Consider the following 16670-nt stretch of genomic DNA (forward strand, 5'->3'; position numbering starts at 1 on the left):
AGCAGGCATTTATTGGTGTTATTTCGCTTTGGATGCGGCGTGGTGTTCAATCATGAAGGCAATGGCTTCATTGCTTAAACAAGATTTACTCACATATTGGCGCTGTTTACCGATATGCAGGATAAAACCAAGATCGGTCTGCTCAAGTTGGTCGATGTCACTCCACGCGATGGTGTTGGTCGCTTTGTGGTTTTTGTAACTCACTCCGTTAGCATCACCTTGAAAGACAATTTTGCTGCCTGCGCCTGAGCTGATTTTTTGTCGCCATAACCACCAGGTTCTTTTGCAGTACACACTGAATGCTTCAATCACACTCAAAACAATAAAGAACCAACCAACATAACCGTTAGGTAATAGTTCAAACTCCAGTAGAACCACACCAAAAATAAGAAACAGTATTCCTTTTAAGTAGGCTTTTGGAAATTGAGTCGGAAGGCTAGTTTGATCATAACACTCCGCGAAAAACGTCTTGTCGAGTTTGTATTCTGTAGTGAAACCGGGTTCTTTAGACATGTGAGGCTACTTTAATGCTTCTTGTTAATGGGCTTTCTTTGAATTGGTATTTCATGCTGCGATCGAGCAACTCCAGCATTGTATCGCTTCTCAGCACTTTTCTTTAGCGGTTTTATGTCTCTTTTGTAAATCAATAATACCGTCAAGGTTTGCTCTTGTTAGTACAATATCTTGATGCTCTCGGATTGGCAGAGAAAACCCAAGCAGCTGGTGGCTATTGATTGGATAAAACTCGATTAAATAGCATCCCAGTAGCATGAGTTCTTGTCGCTTGTGCTGCGGAATTTGTCCGCTAGAAAATCAATTACGACCCTGACTTTTGCCGCCAGATTAACAGTATCAAGATAAAGGGCGCTGATCGATTGTTGCTCTAAACTGGTCGAAACTTGGTAACCGTCTAGTAAAGGGACAAGTAAACCACTCTTCAATTCTTTCCCAATTAACCAAGTAGGAAAGACGACAATTCCACTTCCACCGACCGCACTCGCGACCAACGTTTCTGCATTGTTGCTGTAGAGTGATCCTGAAACTTCATACGGCTCTAATTTATCTTCACCAATAAACCAGCGTTGAAGACCATTTGGTCCCTTAAACACTAAACAGTTATGTTGTTTGAGTTCTTCTGGCGTAGTTAAGGTGCCATAAGATTTGAGGTAGTTTGGACTTGCAGCCATGACATAGCGCTGCTTAGCAAAACGTTTAATCCTTAAAGAAGAATCTTGCGGTACACCAATGCGGATCAGTAAATCGATAGATTCAGCAGCGGGGTTTACAAATGCATCCGTCTGCTGGACTTCCACCTTGAGAAGTGGATACCTTTCTAACAGTTCCGCGAGATATGGCGCGATGTGGAGTCGACCAAAGGCAACCGGCGCGCTTATTCTGACGGTGCCACGAGGCGTATCTGCACGCTGTTCAATGCGTTCGACAACCGATTCATACTGATTGATGATTTCGGTGCAATGCTTGTTAAATGCCACACCTTCATCAGTAAGAGAAATTGAGCGTGTATGACGATGTAAAAGTTTGGTTCCGACTTTCTCCTCGAGCTGCGCCATTTTGCGAGACACCGACGATGGTGTCATGTCTTGGCGACGTGCCACCTCAGAAAAGTTGCCAAATTGGGTGGTCATCAAGAACAGTTTTATTTCCAATAAAGAGACATCGTAATTCACAAGCTTTCTCCTACTTTTATTAGTCAAAGATTACGTTCTAAACATAAAAAAAGGCAAGCTAATAGTTAGCTTGCCTGAAGGTTCATTTATTATGCGGTGAGAATGTTCTCAGTAACAACAAAGTGTGCATCCTCGCTGAAAGATTGGAACTGCTCGACAATCTTCTGCATCTCTTGAGTTTGAATATCGTTAAGAAATGCCTCTTCAGAATCAATCTGAATAATCTCAAAGTAATCCCATGATAACGGCTTATCTTGACCAAACATGCTGATGCCTTTGAAGACCTCGAACGATGAAACACTACTGAGTTTGTTTACCGTCGGTAGATCTGACTCTTTGGCCCATTGAAGATATTGAGTTTCATCCGTTGTTGATTTTAGGTTAAAGAACACGATGATGGTTTTAGCTGACATGCAATGTTTCCTTGGTAAGGTGAGTCGTCATATTGTCTTTTGCTAACGGTGCTTCTAATTCGGTTTGTATTTGGCGATTGGCGATTGGCGATATAAATACAGACCAAGGCGCACGCAATGCAGACCATGGCAGCAATACGCCAATAATTCAGTTCAATGGGCGTATTCCCAAGCCAGCCTTGAGTATCGATTATCAGGCTCATGATCATCTGGCCTAAAATGGTAGCCACTGTGGCAATCGCGACACCCACGTTTGGCACTGCCGCTACCATGACTATCATGTAAAAGATGCCAAATAGTGCGCCTGCGAGTTGCCATTTAGGCACCGATAACAGAGTTGCGTCATAACTTGGTTCAAAGAAGAAAATCAGTAAACCCGTGATAACGGTTCCCATGCTAAAGGTCAGCAGGGAGCTTTCAATCACACCAACTTTTGCCCCCAGTTGACCATTAATCGCTGCTTGAGCACTCAATGCCATGCCTGATGCAATGGCGAGTAAAATAATCAGCGTCATGATTGTCCTCCTAAATAGACAAAACAGAGAGCGAGGAATATGAACCCCAAACCAAGCAAACGCAGTGGGTTAGTCGCTTGCTTTGGCATTGCAAACCAGCCGAAGTAATCAATCGCAAAACTCTTAGTGATTTGACCAAACAGGACGCAAACCATCGTCATTGCAACCCCTAAAATTGGCGTCGCTAATGTAAGAACGACCACGTAGATAGGCCCCAGTAAACCACCGATAAGCTGCCATTTTGGAATGGTGTTCCAAGCTTTGAATTGTCCATTCGGTGTGAAGTGACGAATCATCCAAAGCAACGCAGTACCAACGCCAAAGATGCTCAAGGTGGCCCATAAATGGCCAACTTGTTTACCTAAAGGGCCAAGTAAGCCTGCTTCGAAAGACAAGCCCATACCCGCGATCACAATCATCACGATAAAAATAATGTTCATCGTGGGTCAAACAACGCAACAGAAGCACGGTTTGCATTAGCTTTATTTGCATAAGCTTTGCCGTTTGGATAAGACACAAGTTCTAATTGCATCCCCCAAGGTGCCATGAAGTAAACCCAAGATTCTCCTGCCGTAGGGCCTTCAGTCATGGTGGTTGCTTCTCCGAGGACTGTGATGCCTTGGTCTTTTAGATACGCTACCGCGGCATCCATATCCTCAACGTAGAAAGCAAGGTGGTGACCTCCAATGTCGGCGTTATTTGGTGCTGTTTTGTTTCTTTCTACTGCGTCTGAGTATTCAAAGAGCTCTAAGTTAATCCCTTTCGCGTTCATCACTACGATCTTGGTGATTTCTGCACGTGGATTAACGTTTAAATGATCTTTCATCCAGTCATCATCGGACGCGAATGGTCCAAACTCATACGCCAGTTCAAAGTCAAAATGCTCCCGGAAGAAAGCGATAGCTTCATCTAAATTCGGTACCGTGAAACCGATATGGTCTGGTTTTTGTAGCCCTGGAATAGCCATTAGAAATCTCCTCGTTCATGACGAATTTTGTTGAGTGCGCCCATCGTCGTCGCCCCTTTGTTAAAGCCAGTGTATGCCGATGCAAATACGATTAACTCTTCAAGCTCTGCATAGGTCGCACCTTGTTTAAGTGCCATATCAACGTGAGCGCCAAATGGATTACCTTCGCCCGTTACGTTGAGCGCCATTTGGTCAATCGCAAGGCTAATGAGCGCTTTGGTTTTCTGGTCAATTAACGGCATGCCCCATGCTTCACCAGCAACACGTACTGTCATGTCGCCCCATACTGGGTTGATTGATTTGAGGCCTTCAATCAGTGCTTGATCATCCAGCACTGCATTCTGATATTTCTTAGTCATATTCAACTTTCTCACTTATCAATTTGGTTCGCCGCAGCGGATGAAGGGGATTATAGAGAGCAATGAAATTTGAAAAACCAGCGGAATGGAATAGGACTTATGCGGAATCTGCACAGACGTGTTGAGAACAGGAAAAGAGGCTAAGGCGAGAAAGTGGAGAAGAGCGGAAATGGAAGGCACCTACACAATGACTAACATTTTTTTTACGCGCTACACCACATTATCAAGGTGGTGAAAATAGCCATAAAAGCTGAGGAGAAAACCATGAAACAGTTAATTTTATGCGGTGTTTTGGCCGCTGTTAGTACATTTGGTGTTTCAACCTATGCGGCTCAAGGCTCAGAGATAGTCAGTAAAGAACAAGCGATTAAAGCGGCACTGTTATCTTTGGATGCCGAGGGACTTGGGATTCGTCATGACGAGCCTGACAATCAATGGGATGTGTTTGTTACGCGTGATGGTAAAGCTTATGAGATCGAAGTTGATGCGCTAACTGCACAAATTGTGGCGGTTGAAGAAGAAAGCCTTGCTGAAGTGCCAGCTGAACTGTCCGGAGAATTATCCCATGAAGGCGTTACTGGTGACGTGGGTGATTCTAGAAGACCATTTACATTCATAAGATAAAACTAAGGCCTCGCGTTTGCGAGGCCTTGATGTATGCGGTACGAGTGAAAAGAACCTGAGTTTAATTGCTACTCGGTTGTGCGAGGCCTTTTTGTAATGGGTTTGAGCTTAGCCCGTGATTACAGGCGTTAACGGCGCTAAAAACTACCCCCCTAGTATATGTGTTTATTTGAAAGATAGTCGAGATAGGCTGAAGATGACGGTAAGTTTGGGTGCTTGTGATCTTAGTTATCGATCCAGTAAATCTTATTTTTCACATGATAGTTGTTGGCATATGCCAATAATGGGGCGTATGCTGAACTCCTGATCATCAATAACAGGAAGTTACTATGTTATACGCAATACCTTGTCGTGACCTTCATGTCGGCAACCATTTTGCCCGTTCTCCACAGATCGCGATTGTCGATGAGCAACAACAAATAAAGCATCTTATTCCTTTGGTTGAGTCAGACAGCCCGTGCAATAAGAAGAAGCAATGGATGTCCGTCGTTAAATCTTATGATGTGAAAGCTGTTGTGGTTCGTCACATCGGGAAGAAAATGCTGTCGCACTTGTTCGATCATGATGTTCGCGTTTTTACATCTAAAGGAAAAGCCGAAGTTACCACTCTGGATTTTAGCAATCTACCAGAAGTAACCGACCTCGATTATGGTCGCGAGTCGCGAAATGGCGGGTGTGGCAATAAAACGTGCGGCGAAAACGGGCACAAAAAACAAGCTTCGATTTTAATGGCACAGCCTAATCAGTTAGGCGCTATTGGGGTTTGTCGGAGTCGTTATACTGATGGCGATAGGCGTGATTTTTTCGCGCAAGCCAATCAAAGGCAGTTGTGGAGGACTCGCACAGTTAGACATTGAGCGCGAATGCAATTGCAAGGATGTGTGTGAAGGGCAAAGCCGAAAGTTATATCAGATTACTGAGCCATCAAGCTAAGTATCAAGAGTTCTCGCTCGCTGAGTTAAATAACTTCTGGCTAACACGTTAATTAACTACTTTGAATCACCAACGCGTGACCATTGACGATGCACTTGGCGACTTTAGCTCGTGCACGCTTGATAATGTTGCCGAACGTTTGGCGAGACACCTGCATTTGTTCAGCGGCTTCAAGCTGGCTAAGGCCTTCTTGATCAGCCAAGCGCAAGGCTTCTAACTCTTCTAATAGCAATTCTTCTTTATGAAGCTCGTCCATAGGAACACCATTGGGCTTAAAACAAGAGTAAGCCGTACGGGTACACAACTGGCGATGTTTTTTTGGTCGAGCCATATCAATCTCTAGCAATCTATGGGTAAAGGTAAGTATGAAGGTTTTCATTCCACACAATCATCGGCGTTGCCAAGTGTGCAGCCAAGGTTTTTTCAACGACAGCGCCATTTGTTTTGAAGCTATTGGCGAGCATGAGACTTTAACTAAGCATGAGGCAGTAGTTAAATATAAAACCAAGGCCAAGATTGTACCAACAGATAAAGCTGAGGGCTACGATGGCATCATGCAGGGCGGCATTGTCACCACACTGCATGACAGCGCGATGTTGCATTGTCTATTTCAGAATGATATCAAGGCGATGACGGTGAGTTTAACGTCTCGTTTTCACCATCCGATTTTGATTGGTCAAGAACTGGAAGTTCGTGCCCAGTGGGTGAAAAGTAGACGTAATATCTACTTCCTAGAAAGCCAAATTACTCAGTGCGGAAAGTTATGTTCGTCGGCACAAAGCCAGTTTATGTCAGTTTCTAGCTATCAAACTTAAGCTTGGTATAGCGGTGTTGTTTTATCAGTTATAAAAGTCCAACTACGGTTTCATAATCACTGAAAATAACGTGTACGAAGAAGAGATTAACCGCGCCCTGTTGAAGATTCGTGAGTCACGAAAGTGGCGTAAAATCTTGGTCGATTATTTCGCAGATCAGTAATCGAAATTAGAGGCATATTCAAAAGCTTTTGGACTGTCGCCGTTACAGTTGATCTGAACCTGAGGCCTTGGTCTTTTTGAAGTATTTGAATGCACTCCAAACCGCGTAAGCCGCAACACCCACAATCAATGCCGAGCGAAGGAGAATAGGCGCATCATGCTCAAGTTGACCAACATGAGGAACAATACTGGCAAACAATCGACTGGTAAAAAGCAGCCCCATTACTAACATAATTACTTTATTCATGTGACCTGCCATCCAATTGAGTACGTTACACAGAACGGGTTATGGCGTGAGTAAACGGTTAACACGCCAGACAACGATTCTGCTCGAAATAAAATCATGCGCTTCTCAAATGGCATCGTCAACGCGTTATCGGCGTTAAGCCAGTAAGCTAAAATTCCGTTTTTGGAAGGGGGCTGTTCTGGTGCTGGAATTTCGAGTTCGAGACTGTGGGAGGGCTATGACATCTTCCCGTGAAATTGATTTTCCGGATTTAATATTCTGATTTATGATCGCATGCAACCTAGAGGGGACAAATGTCCTCCTTTTTATTTGGAGAGGCGCAATAAAATAGGTGCCACTAAAACAAATAATAAAGGACACATCTATGGACCTATTCGCCCTACTTGATATCAACAATACTTTAGTCAATATCCCAATAGGGGATGGCTACGCAATGAGCTGGATTGAAGCATTCGGCACCGTGTTTGGTTTGTTGTGTATTTGGTTTGCAAGCCAAGAAAAAACCATTAACTATCTGTTCGGATTGCTGAATGTCACCTTATTCGCGGTTATCTTTTTCCAAATTCAGTTGTACGGACTGTTACTTCTACAACTCTTTTTCTTTTGCGCCAACATTTACGGTTGGTACGCATGGACACGTCCTAATGAGCAAGGTGAAACGCTAGAAGTTCGTTGGTTGAGCCAAAATAAACTAGTAGCAACGGCCGTAGCGTGTGCGATTTCTATTGCTTTGTTAACTATGTACATCGACCCATTCTTCTTTGCGCTAGCAAACATCGCGGTTGATAGCCTGAATCTATTTGGTGCGGATTTAGCGGAGCCAGTGCTTGAACCTGATGCGTTCCCATTCTGGGATGCAACGATGACTATTCTATCTATTGTTGCTCAAGTTCTTATGACACGTAAGTATGTTGAAAACTGGATACTGTGGATTGTGATTAACATTATCAGCGTTGGTATTTATGCAACGCAGGGCGTTTACGCAATGTCTGTTCAATACGCAATCTTAATGTTTATTGCGGCAAATGGTACTCGTGAGTGGGCACGCACAGCTAAACGAAACAGTGATAAATCACTCACTCAAGCAACGGCTTCTTAGGAGTGAAGATGGCAAAGCAACCTCATATCGGCGTTGATGAAACGCAAATTGCTTCGTTGGTCATTGTTTGTGGTGAGCCTGATAGAGCGAATCGTATCGCGAGCTTACTTGAAGAGGCAGAGTTGGTTTCTGAGAACCGAGAGTATCGAATCTTCTCGGGTGTCTATCAAGGGAGAGCGATATCGGTTTGTAGCACTGGCATTGGCGCACCTTCAATGATCATTGCGGTAGAAGAGCTTAAGTTTTGTGGTGTGACTCATATTGTCCGAGTAGGGTCTGCAGGCGCAATGCAGTCACATATCGGGCTTGGTGAGCTAATTATTGCAGAGGGCGCGGTTCGTGATGAGGGGGGGTCTGCGGCTTACGTTAAACCGTCGTATCCCGCTTATGCAAGCTTCTCCCTGCTCAAAGAGCTAGATGGGTTCTTGCAGCAGCAGTCAACACCTTACTATTTAGGAACAGTGCGCTCACACGATAGCTTTTATACCGATGATGAACAGGCGCTTTGTCAGTACTGGAATGGCAAAGGCATTTTAGGTGCAGACATGGAAACATCCGCGCTGTTTACCGTTGGACGCTTGAGAGGGCTTAATGTAGCTTCTATCTTGAACAATGTTGTCTTGTATGAACAAGATGTAAAAGAGGGCGTTGGGCAATATGTCGATGAGGCTGAGGCTATGATGCAAGGAGAGCGGCTAGCATCTTTAGCGGCACTGGAAGCATTAATTGCACAATAAGGTTCTGGCGAAAAACAACAATAAAAGCGATGGGAGACCGTCGCTTTTTTATTGTGTTCTCTCCTGTGGTTTAAGTGGTTACAATCGTTTGAATATAAACAGCAGTAATGTAATGAGAGAGTAAGTATGAAGATTGCACCATACTCAAGCGGACGCTTTAAAAACTACTTAGAACAAAAAAGCTCTGAATTTAGAGATCTCATCTACCAACACCAAGTTAACTCTCGTTACTTCAATCAAAATGATGAAATCCTACGTCAAGGTGAGCAGCTTCAGTATCTTTATGTCGTGCCCGCTGGAAGAGTTTCTATGAGTATTTCTGCAGCTAATGGGCGACGCTTTCAATTGGGCGAAGTGAATTGTGATTACCATATCTTCGGTGAGATGGAGTTTTTCACGCAGACCCCTTGTCAGTGGAACGTAGTGGCTGATGAACACATGCAAGTTGATGTTATTTGCATTCAGAGATTAGCAGAAGCACTACATGAAAATCCGGAGATGATGTTCTTCTTTGCCTCTGCATTGGCGGAAGATTATCAAGACTCTATGGGTATTTACACTAACCGTCTTTTACACTCAATTACCTATAATATTGCCTATGATTTGTTGGTTCAAAGCGAGACTAACACTGTGTTAGGCGGTTTCGATAAAGTGAATCAAGAAGCAGAACGATTTGGTACATCGAGCAGAGTATATCGAAGAGCGGTTAAAGACCTATTGGACAAGGGGTTCATCAGAAAAGGAGATCAAGGGTTAGAAATTGTCGATCAGCGAGCACTGCAAGCTTTTATTGACTCCTACGAATAATAAAAGAGCTTGGCACTTACTTAAATGCCAAGCTCGGTTTTTCAATGTTTACTATTAACTACTCGCATCTATTTATGAGCGACTTTCTCTCAGCAACTAGCAACTAGCAACTAGCCCGTAAGTGTCCGCGCACCATTACCGGCGACTAAGTATTAATCCTTAAGCTTTTGCATACATGAGCGTTCTATAACCACCGATTAAGTTGCGTGCTTTAAAGCCGTTGTTGACGAGTTGGCGATAAGCCACGTTACCACGTAACCCGACTTGGCAGTAGATTACAATCTCTTTGTCTGCTGGGAGCTCACTCATTCGATCACGCAGTTGGTCGACAGGAATGTTGATTGCGCCTTCAATAAAGCCACCATTTTCTAGTTCGCTAGGGTTACGAACATCGAGTAGGAGTTGGTTGTCGCTTAATGTTGCAATCTCATCGAAATGAATAGGTGTCGCGTCACCTTTAATAATATTGTTGGCAACAAATGCGGCTTGGTTAATCACGTCCTTGGCACTCCCGTAAGGTGGTGCATAGGTTAATTCAAGGTGTTGAAGCTGATCAACGGTCATACCTGCACGTTGAGCTACTGCCATAACATCAATGCGTTTATCAACGCCATCTTTACCGACGGCTTGCGCACCTAGTATTTTCCCTGTCTTAGGGGCGAATAACATCTTGAACGAGACAATCTCAGCGCCAGGATAGTAGCTAGCGTGGCTTGCGGTATGCACATAGACTTTTTCATAGTCGACGCCTTCACGCTTCAACTGTTTTTCGTTTTTCCCTGTTGAGGCAACGGCTAGGTCAAAAATCTTACAGATAGCTGTGCCCTGTGTACCTTGATAGATTTCATTGCGTCCGAGCATGTTGTCGGCAGCCATACGACCTTGACGGTTAGCAGGGCCAGCAAGCGGAACTAGAGTTTGTGCACCTGTGACAAAGTCTTTTTCTTCGACCACATCACCCACAGCGTAGATGCTAGGATCGCTAGTCTGCATCATTTCATTTGTGTAGATACCACCTAGTTCGCCAATTTGAAGTCCTGCTTCTTTTGCTAACTTAGTCTCAGGACGCACACCGATAGCCATGATTAAGATATCAGTAGTTAATGACTCGCCATTATTAAGTGTTAATTCTAATTCACCCTCTATGTGTTGGTGCTTCTCGCTCTCGCCTGAATCAAAACTGGCGATGTGTTCGTTAGGTATATATTTCACAGACTCAAGCGCGACGCCGAGTTTTAGGTCGATGCCTTTGTCACGAATCTCCGCATGGGCAAAGCCGGCCATTTCCCGGTCTACAGGCGTCATTACTTGGTCAGCCATCTCAATCAACGAAGTCTTGATCCCAAGCTGATGAAACGCTTCCATCATTTCCAAGCCGATAAAGCCACCGCCAACAACTGTCGCGTGCTCAGGTTTATTCATTTGGATTGTTTCGATGATGCGGTCCATATCTGGAATATTGCGTAGTGAATGGGTGAGGGGGTTATCGATTCCTGAGATGGGAGGAACGACGGCACCGGCTCCAGGGCTGAGTAATAAGAAGTCGTAACTCTCGCTGTAGTGATTACCATCAACAAGATTTTTGACTGTAACGGTTTTATTGGTGCGATCAATAGAGGTAACTTCGTTCATCACTCGTGCGTCAACGTTGAAGCGAGCTAAGAAGCTTTCAGGTGTTTGTAACAGAAGCTTGCTTCTATCCTCGATATCGCCACCTATGTGGTATGGCAATCCACAGTTTGCAAAAGAGACGAATGGTCCTCGTTCAAACATTATGATTTCGGCTTCTTCACTAAGACGACGAGCGCGTGCAGCAGCTGAAGCACCTCCAGCTACGCCACCGATGATTACAATTTTAGTCATACGTTTACCTATTACTGTCTCTAAGTTTAACTATACAAATTGCCGAGCATAGAGCTTGTATCTTCTTAATGATCAGTACTGGCTGGTCGCCGGCGATTGAGTAGTTTTCGAAATACCTAGATACTATAAAGATGTAAATTAGCATTGTCTAATATTAATTTTGAAGCTATCACCTCGGGATTGAGCGTTTGGTCCAAGGGTTGTGATTAGACTAAAGCACGCTAGTAAAGGTAATACGCGTTAGCGAGTCGAGTACAGGTTAGCCAAATTAACTGTCATGAGCATAATGAATAGGATCATGGATGTGCTGACTGATTACGTTCTTCAGATCTTGTTCATAAAGATCTAGCCAGGCATAGCGCTCGCGATACAACTTACGCTTTTGACGTTTTAGGGCTTCAAGATCTTTTTTGTTTGGATTTGTCGGTAGACGATAAAAATAGTCGTTATGCACCTGTCCATCGTGCTCCTCCCACAAACTATCGTACTTAAGGCTGATGTCTTTGTTTTTCTTGCCGTAGCGTAATGAGTTCGACACATGACCAGACTCTTTTACCGCATAGATATTGTTGATACCTAAGTTAATGGCTAACAGTCTTAGTGTTTCTACCATGAAGGATTTAGGTCTTAAACCGTAGAAAGCTTTTGTGAATGTGCGGCTAAATCCATTGTCATTGGCCCCACCTTGAATACCACCGATGTAGATGCTGTTGTCGAAAACAGTGAACGAGATGCTATACATTTTTTCGAGTAGAGAATTGGTCAATGAAATTGTCAGTTCACCTTCTTTTCTCGCGTTTCTTTCAAAGCTGAGATTAACCAGATAAACGTTGTCATCTATCTCTAGTTTTAAAAGATTGAGCCTTTCATTATAGATTTGGTGTCTAGCTTCTGTTGCGAAGGTGTTTTCAAACCAGTCGTAGTGTTTGGATAAGATATCAATCTTTTCTTTATTGCTAAAGCCAGTGCATAAGTAGGGAGTGACAAATTTAGAAAGGAAGTTGGGTTGCTTGATAAATAACAACTTTCTCTCTTCAGAGTTGAAATTATCACTCATTTTTCGAGTGGCTGAATAATAAAACAGGGCTCGAATAGTAAACTTAAGTATCGCTTTGTACTTACCCTTAGTTTTATGGGTATTTGCTTCAATCCCCATGCGAACGACATTCATAATCACCTCAAAGAAGAAGGATTGCTCGAACACAGTCGTGTCACGAACCCTTCCAATAATCTCACCAATAACAAGAAAATGATGATAGTGAAAAAGGCGATTTAGGTAAGTATGGATATGTATAGCTATGTAACTTAATCAGTTACTTAGCGCTCAGATTTTGGGCAGATGTGTTTGTGTCTTAGTAGAGAGAAGGCGTAGGTCGCGATTGGTATTTACTTTAGGAATCTGTTTCTAAAACCAAAAATGCCACTACAAATCTGCAGTGGCATTAGAACGATAACAAACTATCACTTTGCTCAAACCTAAACTTTAGTTCTTATATAAACTATAGCTCTAACAGTTTGGCCAATTCACGCTCTTCGAGAAGCTCTTCAATGCGTTGACGAGTCTTAGGTGTTTCGGCTTGTGCTTTAGTCGACTTACCTGCTTTTTTGCTTCGGCTCGTTTTCGCTTTTTCCTTAGTCGTCATCGTAACCTTCCTTGTATGTTTTGTATTACAGGTTGCACGTCTCTTTCAGTGCTTTGCCTGCTTTAAATGCTGGCGTTTTTGACGCTGCAATTTGAATCTCTTCTCCGGTACGCGGGTTGCGACCAGTTCGAGCGGCACGAGAGTTAACTTTAAAGCTACCAAACCCAAGGATCGATACGTCATCACCGTTAGCAAGCGAAGTAGAGATACCTTCAACAAGCGCATTGAGCGCCGTGCCTGCTTGGTCTTTTGAAATGTCTGCAGAAGTCGCGATGTGTTCAACTAATTGAGATTTGTTCATAATCTATATTCCTTATTGAGTACGGCTGGCGTCTACCTTTAGCACCTAGCTTATGCGATCTTATCAACGGCAACTGAAATATTGTCAGTGGTTGGGTAGAGCTTTGTAAAGTAACCAACAGAATTGACTATAAAAGCATCTGTCGGCTCAATCAATGGAATTCATTGATTATTATAGATTTAAAGCGAGTTAGTTGAGTTCACGACGGATAAGTGGCGGTGAATGTCTTGGTTGATTGAGAGTATCAATCAAACGTGCGCCGATTGAGTTCATGAATTTAGATAGCAAAAACTATAAAGCCCAGCGACAGGGCTGGGCTTTATGGCGTTTAAAAAATCTAGTATTTGAAGCGGTTCTGTATTCAAAGCTAACGTAACGAGAACTACTTAGTAATAAAGATTTGTTCTGTTTCTAGCGAAGTCATAGCGCGAACTTGGCGCCAAATGTAGTAGAAAATACCTAACATCATCAGCATGCTAGGGATAGCTATGGCTGGGTAGCTGTATAGCGTGAGTTTACCCAACTCTTCATTAAAGGCTGCAGTGCCGGCAGGGCTTGTCACAATCCAAGTCGCTAGGAAATAGTTCATCGCAGAAGAGAAAGCGAAGGTACTTGCGAATAGGTAGTTCGATGTCATTAGACAACGATCAAACTTTGCTTGGTTACCGAACTGCTTTAGGCGCTCTTCAATAAGAGAGATATTTAACAGGGCCGGTGTGAAGATAACTTTCTGGATAAACGGGTAGCGGGTGAAGGTTGAGCCAAGAACCGCTAAACCAATTAGACCAGGGATTAATGCTTCTTTTAGTGCTAACCAACGAGTGTCTAGCTCAAAGAAACCAATACCGCCCGTTAATAGCACGCTGACGAAGCCAAGCGCCGCGATGAAGTTGAACTTCTTATTACGGATTAACTCCATGCTACCGTAAGCAATAGGGAAGGCTAGTGCGACAAGTAATGCTAAGCCTGTTCCAAGGTGCTCCTCTCCACTGAACTTCATTAAAATGAATGAAGGAAGAAGGACGTTAAATACAACTTCGAAAAGAGGACTCGATTTTTTGTTTTCTGTACTACTCATAATTTCTAAATACATTATGTTATGGATTTATTCTCAGGGATTGTTGTTTACCTCGCCCAAGATGTAAAGCCTTAAGGCGCCATGCTGTGTAACGACATGTGACATCAACGACATCTCTGAGCCTATCTAATGCTCAATTCTAAACTTTGCACGCCTTTGTTTCATGCCATTTTTAAGCCCCATGACCGAACGAGTTTAATAACATTTCATAGTCAGGCTTGCTTGCCAATCTCTCAATGCTTATGTGTGCCAGTACGTCTGCGAATGGAGAACGGTGTAAAAAATCGGTGATGTTTCGGCTGTTCGCTTCATCAAACAGCGCAGTATGTCGGAATTGGACGTAATCTAAAGCGACATGGAGATACAACGTGGCCAAGTTATCAGTAAGAAGGGAATCTAACCCTTGTGTGTTTATCTCTTGGTCAAGTTGCTTTAGCGCGGCAGCGATACCGTCTTGTCCTCTCTTGATTAGCACATTATCACTATCGGTATAGCGTGTTAGTGCTGCGGTTCGAAAAGCTATCTCCATTAATGTCTTTGCTGTTCCTAGATGCTTCATTTGATGGGCATCACTTAACGTCACTTGGCGTAGCGTTTGAGGTTGATACGTTTCAATTAGGTATTGGCAGATACATAAGCTTTCTGTTAGTGAAGCTCCATCTTCCAGTTCCAATACCGGAATTAAGCAAAATGGATTGACGTTTTTCAGGTTGGTCGGCGTACTCCAAGGGTCGACCCAAACAAAAGACAAAGGCGAGCAATGAGACAGAAGTGCTGTTGCTGCGACTACGCGTGAAAACGGAGAGGTTTCATTTAAGTAGAGTTGCATGTTAATCCCTTATTTTATTCGATAACTGAGTCCAAAAAGCGCGTTTAGATTTAGATTTAGATTGAGTGTTCACGCTTAGGTCGAGTCGCGGTCATTAAGGTGCACACCGCAGATAAAATCAAAGCAGCAGCACTCATGCTGAACAACAAATCATATGACGCCATATGATTTAAGTAGTACGCCATCACAAGTCCGACGACTCCTTGTGATATAGCAAAGGAAAGTGTCATCCCAGCCCACGCTTTGGTGTGCAGTTCATAACCGACAATCTCCAATGTGTAAGTCGACACCAGAGTGACCGTCCCCGGCGTGAAAATACCGACCAATAAAGAAGAGATAAATAGCGCGATGGGGTGAGTGCTAAGAAGGGGTAATGCGACGCCTAGAGCCTTGAAGCTAAATGCAATGCAGAGTGATTTCTTTAGCCCTAGCTTGTCTCCCAATATGCCTGTTATTAATGGGCCAATGGCGGCACCAATACCAAAGGTTGCCCAGAACAACCCACCGCTAGTGAACGACATGCCCAGTTCACGCACGATGTAATCAACCCAAAATAAGGTGTGTGGTAGGTAACCGATAGCGTCGAAGGTATAAGCTACAAGAATAAGCGTTACGCTGATTAACTTAGGTTTTGATAGCTGAGAGAAGGAAGATTTTATATAGGGCGCTTTTGACGTATTAGGTTGGGTTTGCCATGTATTCCAGGTGAGCATAGTGGTGGCCAATGCGATGACACCCATGCCAATCCAAGCCGAAACCACACTAAAATAAATGAGCACAGGAATTAGGGTGCCAGATAACATTGCACCAAGCCCAATGCCTGAAAATACAACCCCGCTTACACGAGCCTTCACATCTGGGTTAAATTTTCGAACAATTACCGGAGGGGCGACGACCATTAGCAAAGCACCCGAAACTCCAGCCAAAGTTCGCCAAACATAGAACCATGCCAAGGGCGCATCCTGCAGAGCACAGCCCAAGTAGCTAGAGCTGCTCACCAACATCGCGAAACGAATCAACTGACCGGCGCTGAAATAACGCAGTAGTATATTGGCAGCTGGTGCACCCAATATGTATCCAAGAAGGGTTGCTACACCAAGATAAGATGCATCACTTTCGCTAAACCAACCACTTTGAATGAGAGCCGGCATTAATGCTATATAGGCAAACCTACCGATCCCGTTGCCAATTAGAGTTGCCCCCATTCCAGCCAAGCTGTCTCGATTAACGATGTGTGTATTCAGCATAAAAGGGGCTCTTTTCGGTTTGATTAGATACTCTGGCAATAGTGCAAAATCTTTGTTCGATTTTGCATACTGACATCATTCACCATCAATATCACTAGGCTGTTAGTCATATAGGTTGCATATCTAAAAGTGGTTTCGAGGTAGGAAAATAGCCAGTATGTTTAAACACTTGGTGGATCTGTTGCTATGCCAAGGGGAAGGCTATAAGCGATTGTTTTAATCATCGTAGAATTGAGTGATCAATGGTTAGACTAAAGTTGGAGCTAAATGATTAGGTTATTTAGAAAAGATTGATGCCCAGTTACTCTCACTCACATTCACCGCTCTTAAACGATTGATGAAT

22 protein-coding genes and 2 pseudogenes are annotated in these 16670 nt (G+C 43.6%); 8 read left to right on the forward strand and 16 right to left on the reverse strand.

What is annotated here, in order from left to right:
- Window positions 1-18: 18 nt before the first annotated feature.
- The 7 genes from OCV19_RS06785 to OCV19_RS06815 form a co-directional block, all read right to left on the reverse strand.
- Entirely contained in the window at window positions 19-513 is a 495-nt protein-coding gene (locus OCV19_RS06785) for a YcxB family protein (protein WP_065676948.1), read from the reverse strand.
- 236 nt (window positions 514-749) lie between these two features.
- Window positions 750-1688, reverse strand: a complete 939-nt coding sequence (locus tag OCV19_RS06790; RefSeq protein ID WP_083994343.1) for a LysR family transcriptional regulator — start codon at window positions 1686-1688, stop codon at window positions 750-752.
- Window positions 1689-1777: 89 nt separating this feature from the next.
- Window positions 1778-2101, reverse strand: a complete 324-nt coding sequence (locus OCV19_RS06795; RefSeq protein WP_065676947.1) for a hypothetical protein — start codon at window positions 2099-2101, stop codon at window positions 1778-1780.
- Complete coding sequence (locus OCV19_RS06800) at window positions 2065-2616, reverse strand: DMT family transporter (protein ID WP_206377649.1); 552 nt, start codon at window positions 2614-2616, stop codon at window positions 2065-2067. The genes OCV19_RS06795 and OCV19_RS06800 overlap by 37 nt, the downstream gene beginning before the upstream one ends.
- The gene (locus tag OCV19_RS06805; RefSeq protein ID WP_065676946.1) at window positions 2613-3056 is read right to left on the reverse strand and encodes a DMT family transporter; all 444 of its coding nucleotides are present in this window, start codon (window positions 3054-3056) and stop codon (window positions 2613-2615) included. Before OCV19_RS06805 ends, OCV19_RS06800 begins: the two co-directional genes overlap by 4 nt.
- A complete protein-coding gene (locus OCV19_RS06810) occupies window positions 3053-3583 on the reverse strand; it encodes a VOC family protein (RefSeq protein WP_065676945.1) in 531 nt (176 codons plus the stop codon). The genes OCV19_RS06805 and OCV19_RS06810 overlap by 4 nt, the downstream gene beginning before the upstream one ends.
- Window positions 3583-3942, reverse strand: coding sequence for a carboxymuconolactone decarboxylase family protein (locus tag OCV19_RS06815; RefSeq protein ID WP_017072037.1), 360 nt, complete (start codon window positions 3940-3942; stop codon window positions 3583-3585). Before OCV19_RS06815 ends, OCV19_RS06810 begins: the two co-directional genes overlap by 1 nt.
- Before the next feature lie 264 nt (window positions 3943-4206).
- Between OCV19_RS06815 and OCV19_RS06820 the strand changes: the two genes are divergently transcribed.
- The 3 genes and pseudogenes from OCV19_RS06820 (at window position 4207) to nqrM (ending at window position 5499) form a co-directional block, all read left to right on the forward strand.
- Complete coding sequence (locus OCV19_RS06820) at window positions 4207-4566, forward strand: PepSY domain-containing protein (RefSeq protein WP_065676944.1); 360 nt, start codon at window positions 4207-4209, stop codon at window positions 4564-4566.
- A gap of 329 nt (window positions 4567-4895) precedes the next feature.
- Window positions 4896-5324, forward strand: a pseudogene (locus tag OCV19_RS06825) (NifB/NifX family molybdenum-iron cluster-binding protein); the annotation flags it as partial.
- A gap of 25 nt (window positions 5325-5349) precedes the next feature.
- Complete coding sequence (gene nqrM / locus OCV19_RS06830) at window positions 5350-5499, forward strand: (Na+)-NQR maturation NqrM (protein ID WP_083994341.1); 150 nt, start codon at window positions 5350-5352, stop codon at window positions 5497-5499.
- 52 nt (window positions 5500-5551) lie between these two features.
- Here the strand turns inward: nqrM and OCV19_RS06835 are convergent, their stop codons facing one another.
- A complete protein-coding gene (locus OCV19_RS06835; RefSeq protein WP_029235478.1) occupies window positions 5552-5830 on the reverse strand; it encodes a DUF134 domain-containing protein in 279 nt (92 codons plus the stop codon).
- A gap of 34 nt (window positions 5831-5864) precedes the next feature.
- On the opposite strand from OCV19_RS06835, the gene OCV19_RS06840 reads away from it, so the two are divergent.
- Both OCV19_RS06840 and OCV19_RS06845 read left to right on the forward strand, forming a co-directional pair.
- A complete protein-coding gene (locus OCV19_RS06840; RefSeq protein ID WP_065676943.1) occupies window positions 5865-6314 on the forward strand; it encodes a PaaI family thioesterase in 450 nt (149 codons plus the stop codon).
- Between the two features lie 34 nt (window positions 6315-6348).
- A pseudogene (locus tag OCV19_RS06845) lies at window positions 6349-6477 on the forward strand (ABC transporter substrate-binding protein); the annotation flags it as partial.
- A 42-nt stretch (window positions 6478-6519) separates the two neighbouring features.
- Here OCV19_RS06845 and OCV19_RS06850 read toward each other — a convergent pair.
- A complete protein-coding gene (locus tag OCV19_RS06850) occupies window positions 6520-6723 on the reverse strand; it encodes a hypothetical protein (protein ID WP_050645367.1) in 204 nt (67 codons plus the stop codon).
- Between the two features lie 364 nt (window positions 6724-7087).
- Here OCV19_RS06850 and pnuC point away from each other — a divergent pair, with 364 nt between their 5' ends.
- The 3 genes from pnuC to OCV19_RS06865 all read left to right on the forward strand — a co-directional run bounded on the left by pnuC (window position 7088) and on the right by OCV19_RS06865 (window position 9366).
- Window positions 7088-7822 (forward strand): nicotinamide riboside transporter PnuC, encoded by a 735-nt coding sequence (gene pnuC / locus OCV19_RS06855; RefSeq protein WP_017069647.1) that lies wholly within the window; start codon window positions 7088-7090, stop codon window positions 7820-7822.
- Between the two features lie 8 nt (window positions 7823-7830).
- Window positions 7831-8559, forward strand: coding sequence for a nucleoside phosphorylase (locus OCV19_RS06860; RefSeq protein WP_065676942.1), 729 nt, complete (start codon window positions 7831-7833; stop codon window positions 8557-8559).
- A gap of 126 nt (window positions 8560-8685) precedes the next feature.
- Window positions 8686-9366 carry a Crp/Fnr family transcriptional regulator gene (locus OCV19_RS06865; RefSeq protein WP_019826041.1) on the forward strand — a complete coding sequence of 227 codons (681 nt, stop codon included), beginning with the start codon at window positions 8686-8688 and terminating at the stop codon, window positions 9364-9366.
- Window positions 9367-9525: 159 nt separating this feature from the next.
- Here the strand turns inward: OCV19_RS06865 and OCV19_RS06870 are convergent, their stop codons facing one another.
- The 7 genes from OCV19_RS06870 to OCV19_RS06900 form a co-directional block, all read right to left on the reverse strand.
- On the reverse strand, window positions 9526-11229 hold the full coding sequence (locus OCV19_RS06870; protein ID WP_017067877.1) for an FAD-dependent oxidoreductase: 1704 nt from the start codon (window positions 11227-11229) through the stop codon (window positions 9526-9528).
- A 268-nt stretch (window positions 11230-11497) separates the two neighbouring features.
- Window positions 11498-12400 carry a VirK/YbjX family protein gene (locus OCV19_RS06875; RefSeq protein ID WP_139093570.1) on the reverse strand — a complete coding sequence of 301 codons (903 nt, stop codon included), beginning with the start codon at window positions 12398-12400 and terminating at the stop codon, window positions 11498-11500.
- Window positions 12401-12728: 328 nt separating this feature from the next.
- A complete protein-coding gene (locus OCV19_RS06880; protein ID WP_017059112.1) occupies window positions 12729-12872 on the reverse strand; it encodes a hypothetical protein in 144 nt (47 codons plus the stop codon).
- Between the two features lie 25 nt (window positions 12873-12897).
- Window positions 12898-13173, reverse strand: a complete 276-nt coding sequence (locus tag OCV19_RS06885; RefSeq protein ID WP_017059113.1) for an HU family DNA-binding protein — start codon at window positions 13171-13173, stop codon at window positions 12898-12900.
- A 382-nt stretch (window positions 13174-13555) separates the two neighbouring features.
- Window positions 13556-14251 (reverse strand): VC0807 family protein, encoded by a 696-nt coding sequence (locus OCV19_RS06890; RefSeq protein WP_065676940.1) that lies wholly within the window; start codon window positions 14249-14251, stop codon window positions 13556-13558.
- Between the two features lie 172 nt (window positions 14252-14423).
- Complete coding sequence (locus OCV19_RS06895) at window positions 14424-15080, reverse strand: glutathione S-transferase N-terminal domain-containing protein (protein ID WP_065676939.1); 657 nt, start codon at window positions 15078-15080, stop codon at window positions 14424-14426.
- Between the two features lie 56 nt (window positions 15081-15136).
- Window positions 15137-16327, reverse strand: coding sequence for a YbfB/YjiJ family MFS transporter (locus tag OCV19_RS06900; RefSeq protein ID WP_065676938.1), 1191 nt, complete (start codon window positions 16325-16327; stop codon window positions 15137-15139).
- Window positions 16328-16670 lie beyond the last annotated feature (343 nt).

The organism is Vibrio celticus (assembly GCF_024347335.1).
Taxonomy (GTDB): domain Bacteria; phylum Pseudomonadota; class Gammaproteobacteria; order Enterobacterales; family Vibrionaceae; genus Vibrio; species Vibrio celticus.

What these genes read in the sequence shown, in the direction of transcription:
- OCV19_RS06785 (WP_065676948.1), bottom strand. Translation starts at nt 513, where the DNA reads ATGTCTAAAGAACCCGGTTTCACTACAGAATACAAACTCGACAAGACG.
- OCV19_RS06795 (WP_065676947.1), bottom strand. Translation starts at nt 2,101, where the DNA reads ATGTCAGCTAAAACCATCATCGTGTTCTTTAACCTAAAATCAACAACG.
- OCV19_RS06800 (WP_206377649.1), bottom strand. Translation starts at nt 2,616, where the DNA reads ATGACGCTGATTATTTTACTCGCCATTGCATCAGGCATGGCATTGAGT.
- OCV19_RS06805 (WP_065676946.1), bottom strand. Translation starts at nt 3,056, where the DNA reads ATGAACATTATTTTTATCGTGATGATTGTGATCGCGGGTATGGGCTTG.
- OCV19_RS06810 (WP_065676945.1), bottom strand. Translation starts at nt 3,583, where the DNA reads ATGGCTATTCCAGGGCTACAAAAACCAGACCATATCGGTTTCACGGTA.
- OCV19_RS06815 (WP_017072037.1), bottom strand. Translation starts at nt 3,942, where the DNA reads ATGACTAAGAAATATCAGAATGCAGTGCTGGATGATCAAGCACTGATT.
- OCV19_RS06820 (WP_065676944.1), top strand. Translation starts at nt 4,207, where the DNA reads ATGAAACAGTTAATTTTATGCGGTGTTTTGGCCGCTGTTAGTACATTT.
- nqrM (WP_083994341.1), top strand. Translation starts at nt 5,350, where the DNA reads ATGGCGATAGGCGTGATTTTTTCGCGCAAGCCAATCAAAGGCAGTTGT.
- OCV19_RS06835 (WP_029235478.1), bottom strand. Translation starts at nt 5,830, where the DNA reads ATGGCTCGACCAAAAAAACATCGCCAGTTGTGTACCCGTACGGCTTAC.
- OCV19_RS06840 (WP_065676943.1), top strand. Translation starts at nt 5,865, where the DNA reads ATGAAGGTTTTCATTCCACACAATCATCGGCGTTGCCAAGTGTGCAGC.
- OCV19_RS06850 (WP_050645367.1), bottom strand. Translation starts at nt 6,723, where the DNA reads ATGAATAAAGTAATTATGTTAGTAATGGGGCTGCTTTTTACCAGTCGA.
- pnuC (WP_017069647.1), top strand. Translation starts at nt 7,088, where the DNA reads ATGGACCTATTCGCCCTACTTGATATCAACAATACTTTAGTCAATATC.
- OCV19_RS06860 (WP_065676942.1), top strand. Translation starts at nt 7,831, where the DNA reads ATGGCAAAGCAACCTCATATCGGCGTTGATGAAACGCAAATTGCTTCG.
- OCV19_RS06865 (WP_019826041.1), top strand. Translation starts at nt 8,686, where the DNA reads ATGAAGATTGCACCATACTCAAGCGGACGCTTTAAAAACTACTTAGAA.
- OCV19_RS06870 (WP_017067877.1), bottom strand. Translation starts at nt 11,229, where the DNA reads ATGACTAAAATTGTAATCATCGGTGGCGTAGCTGGAGGTGCTTCAGCT.
- OCV19_RS06875 (WP_139093570.1), bottom strand. Translation starts at nt 12,400, where the DNA reads ATGAATGTCGTTCGCATGGGGATTGAAGCAAATACCCATAAAACTAAG.
- OCV19_RS06880 (WP_017059112.1), bottom strand. Translation starts at nt 12,872, where the DNA reads ATGACGACTAAGGAAAAAGCGAAAACGAGCCGAAGCAAAAAAGCAGGT.
- OCV19_RS06885 (WP_017059113.1), bottom strand. Translation starts at nt 13,173, where the DNA reads ATGAACAAATCTCAATTAGTTGAACACATCGCGACTTCTGCAGACATT.
- OCV19_RS06890 (WP_065676940.1), bottom strand. Translation starts at nt 14,251, where the DNA reads ATGAGTAGTACAGAAAACAAAAAATCGAGTCCTCTTTTCGAAGTTGTA.
- OCV19_RS06895 (WP_065676939.1), bottom strand. Translation starts at nt 15,080, where the DNA reads ATGCAACTCTACTTAAATGAAACCTCTCCGTTTTCACGCGTAGTCGCA.
- OCV19_RS06900 (WP_065676938.1), bottom strand. Translation starts at nt 16,327, where the DNA reads ATGCTGAATACACACATCGTTAATCGAGACAGCTTGGCTGGAATGGGG.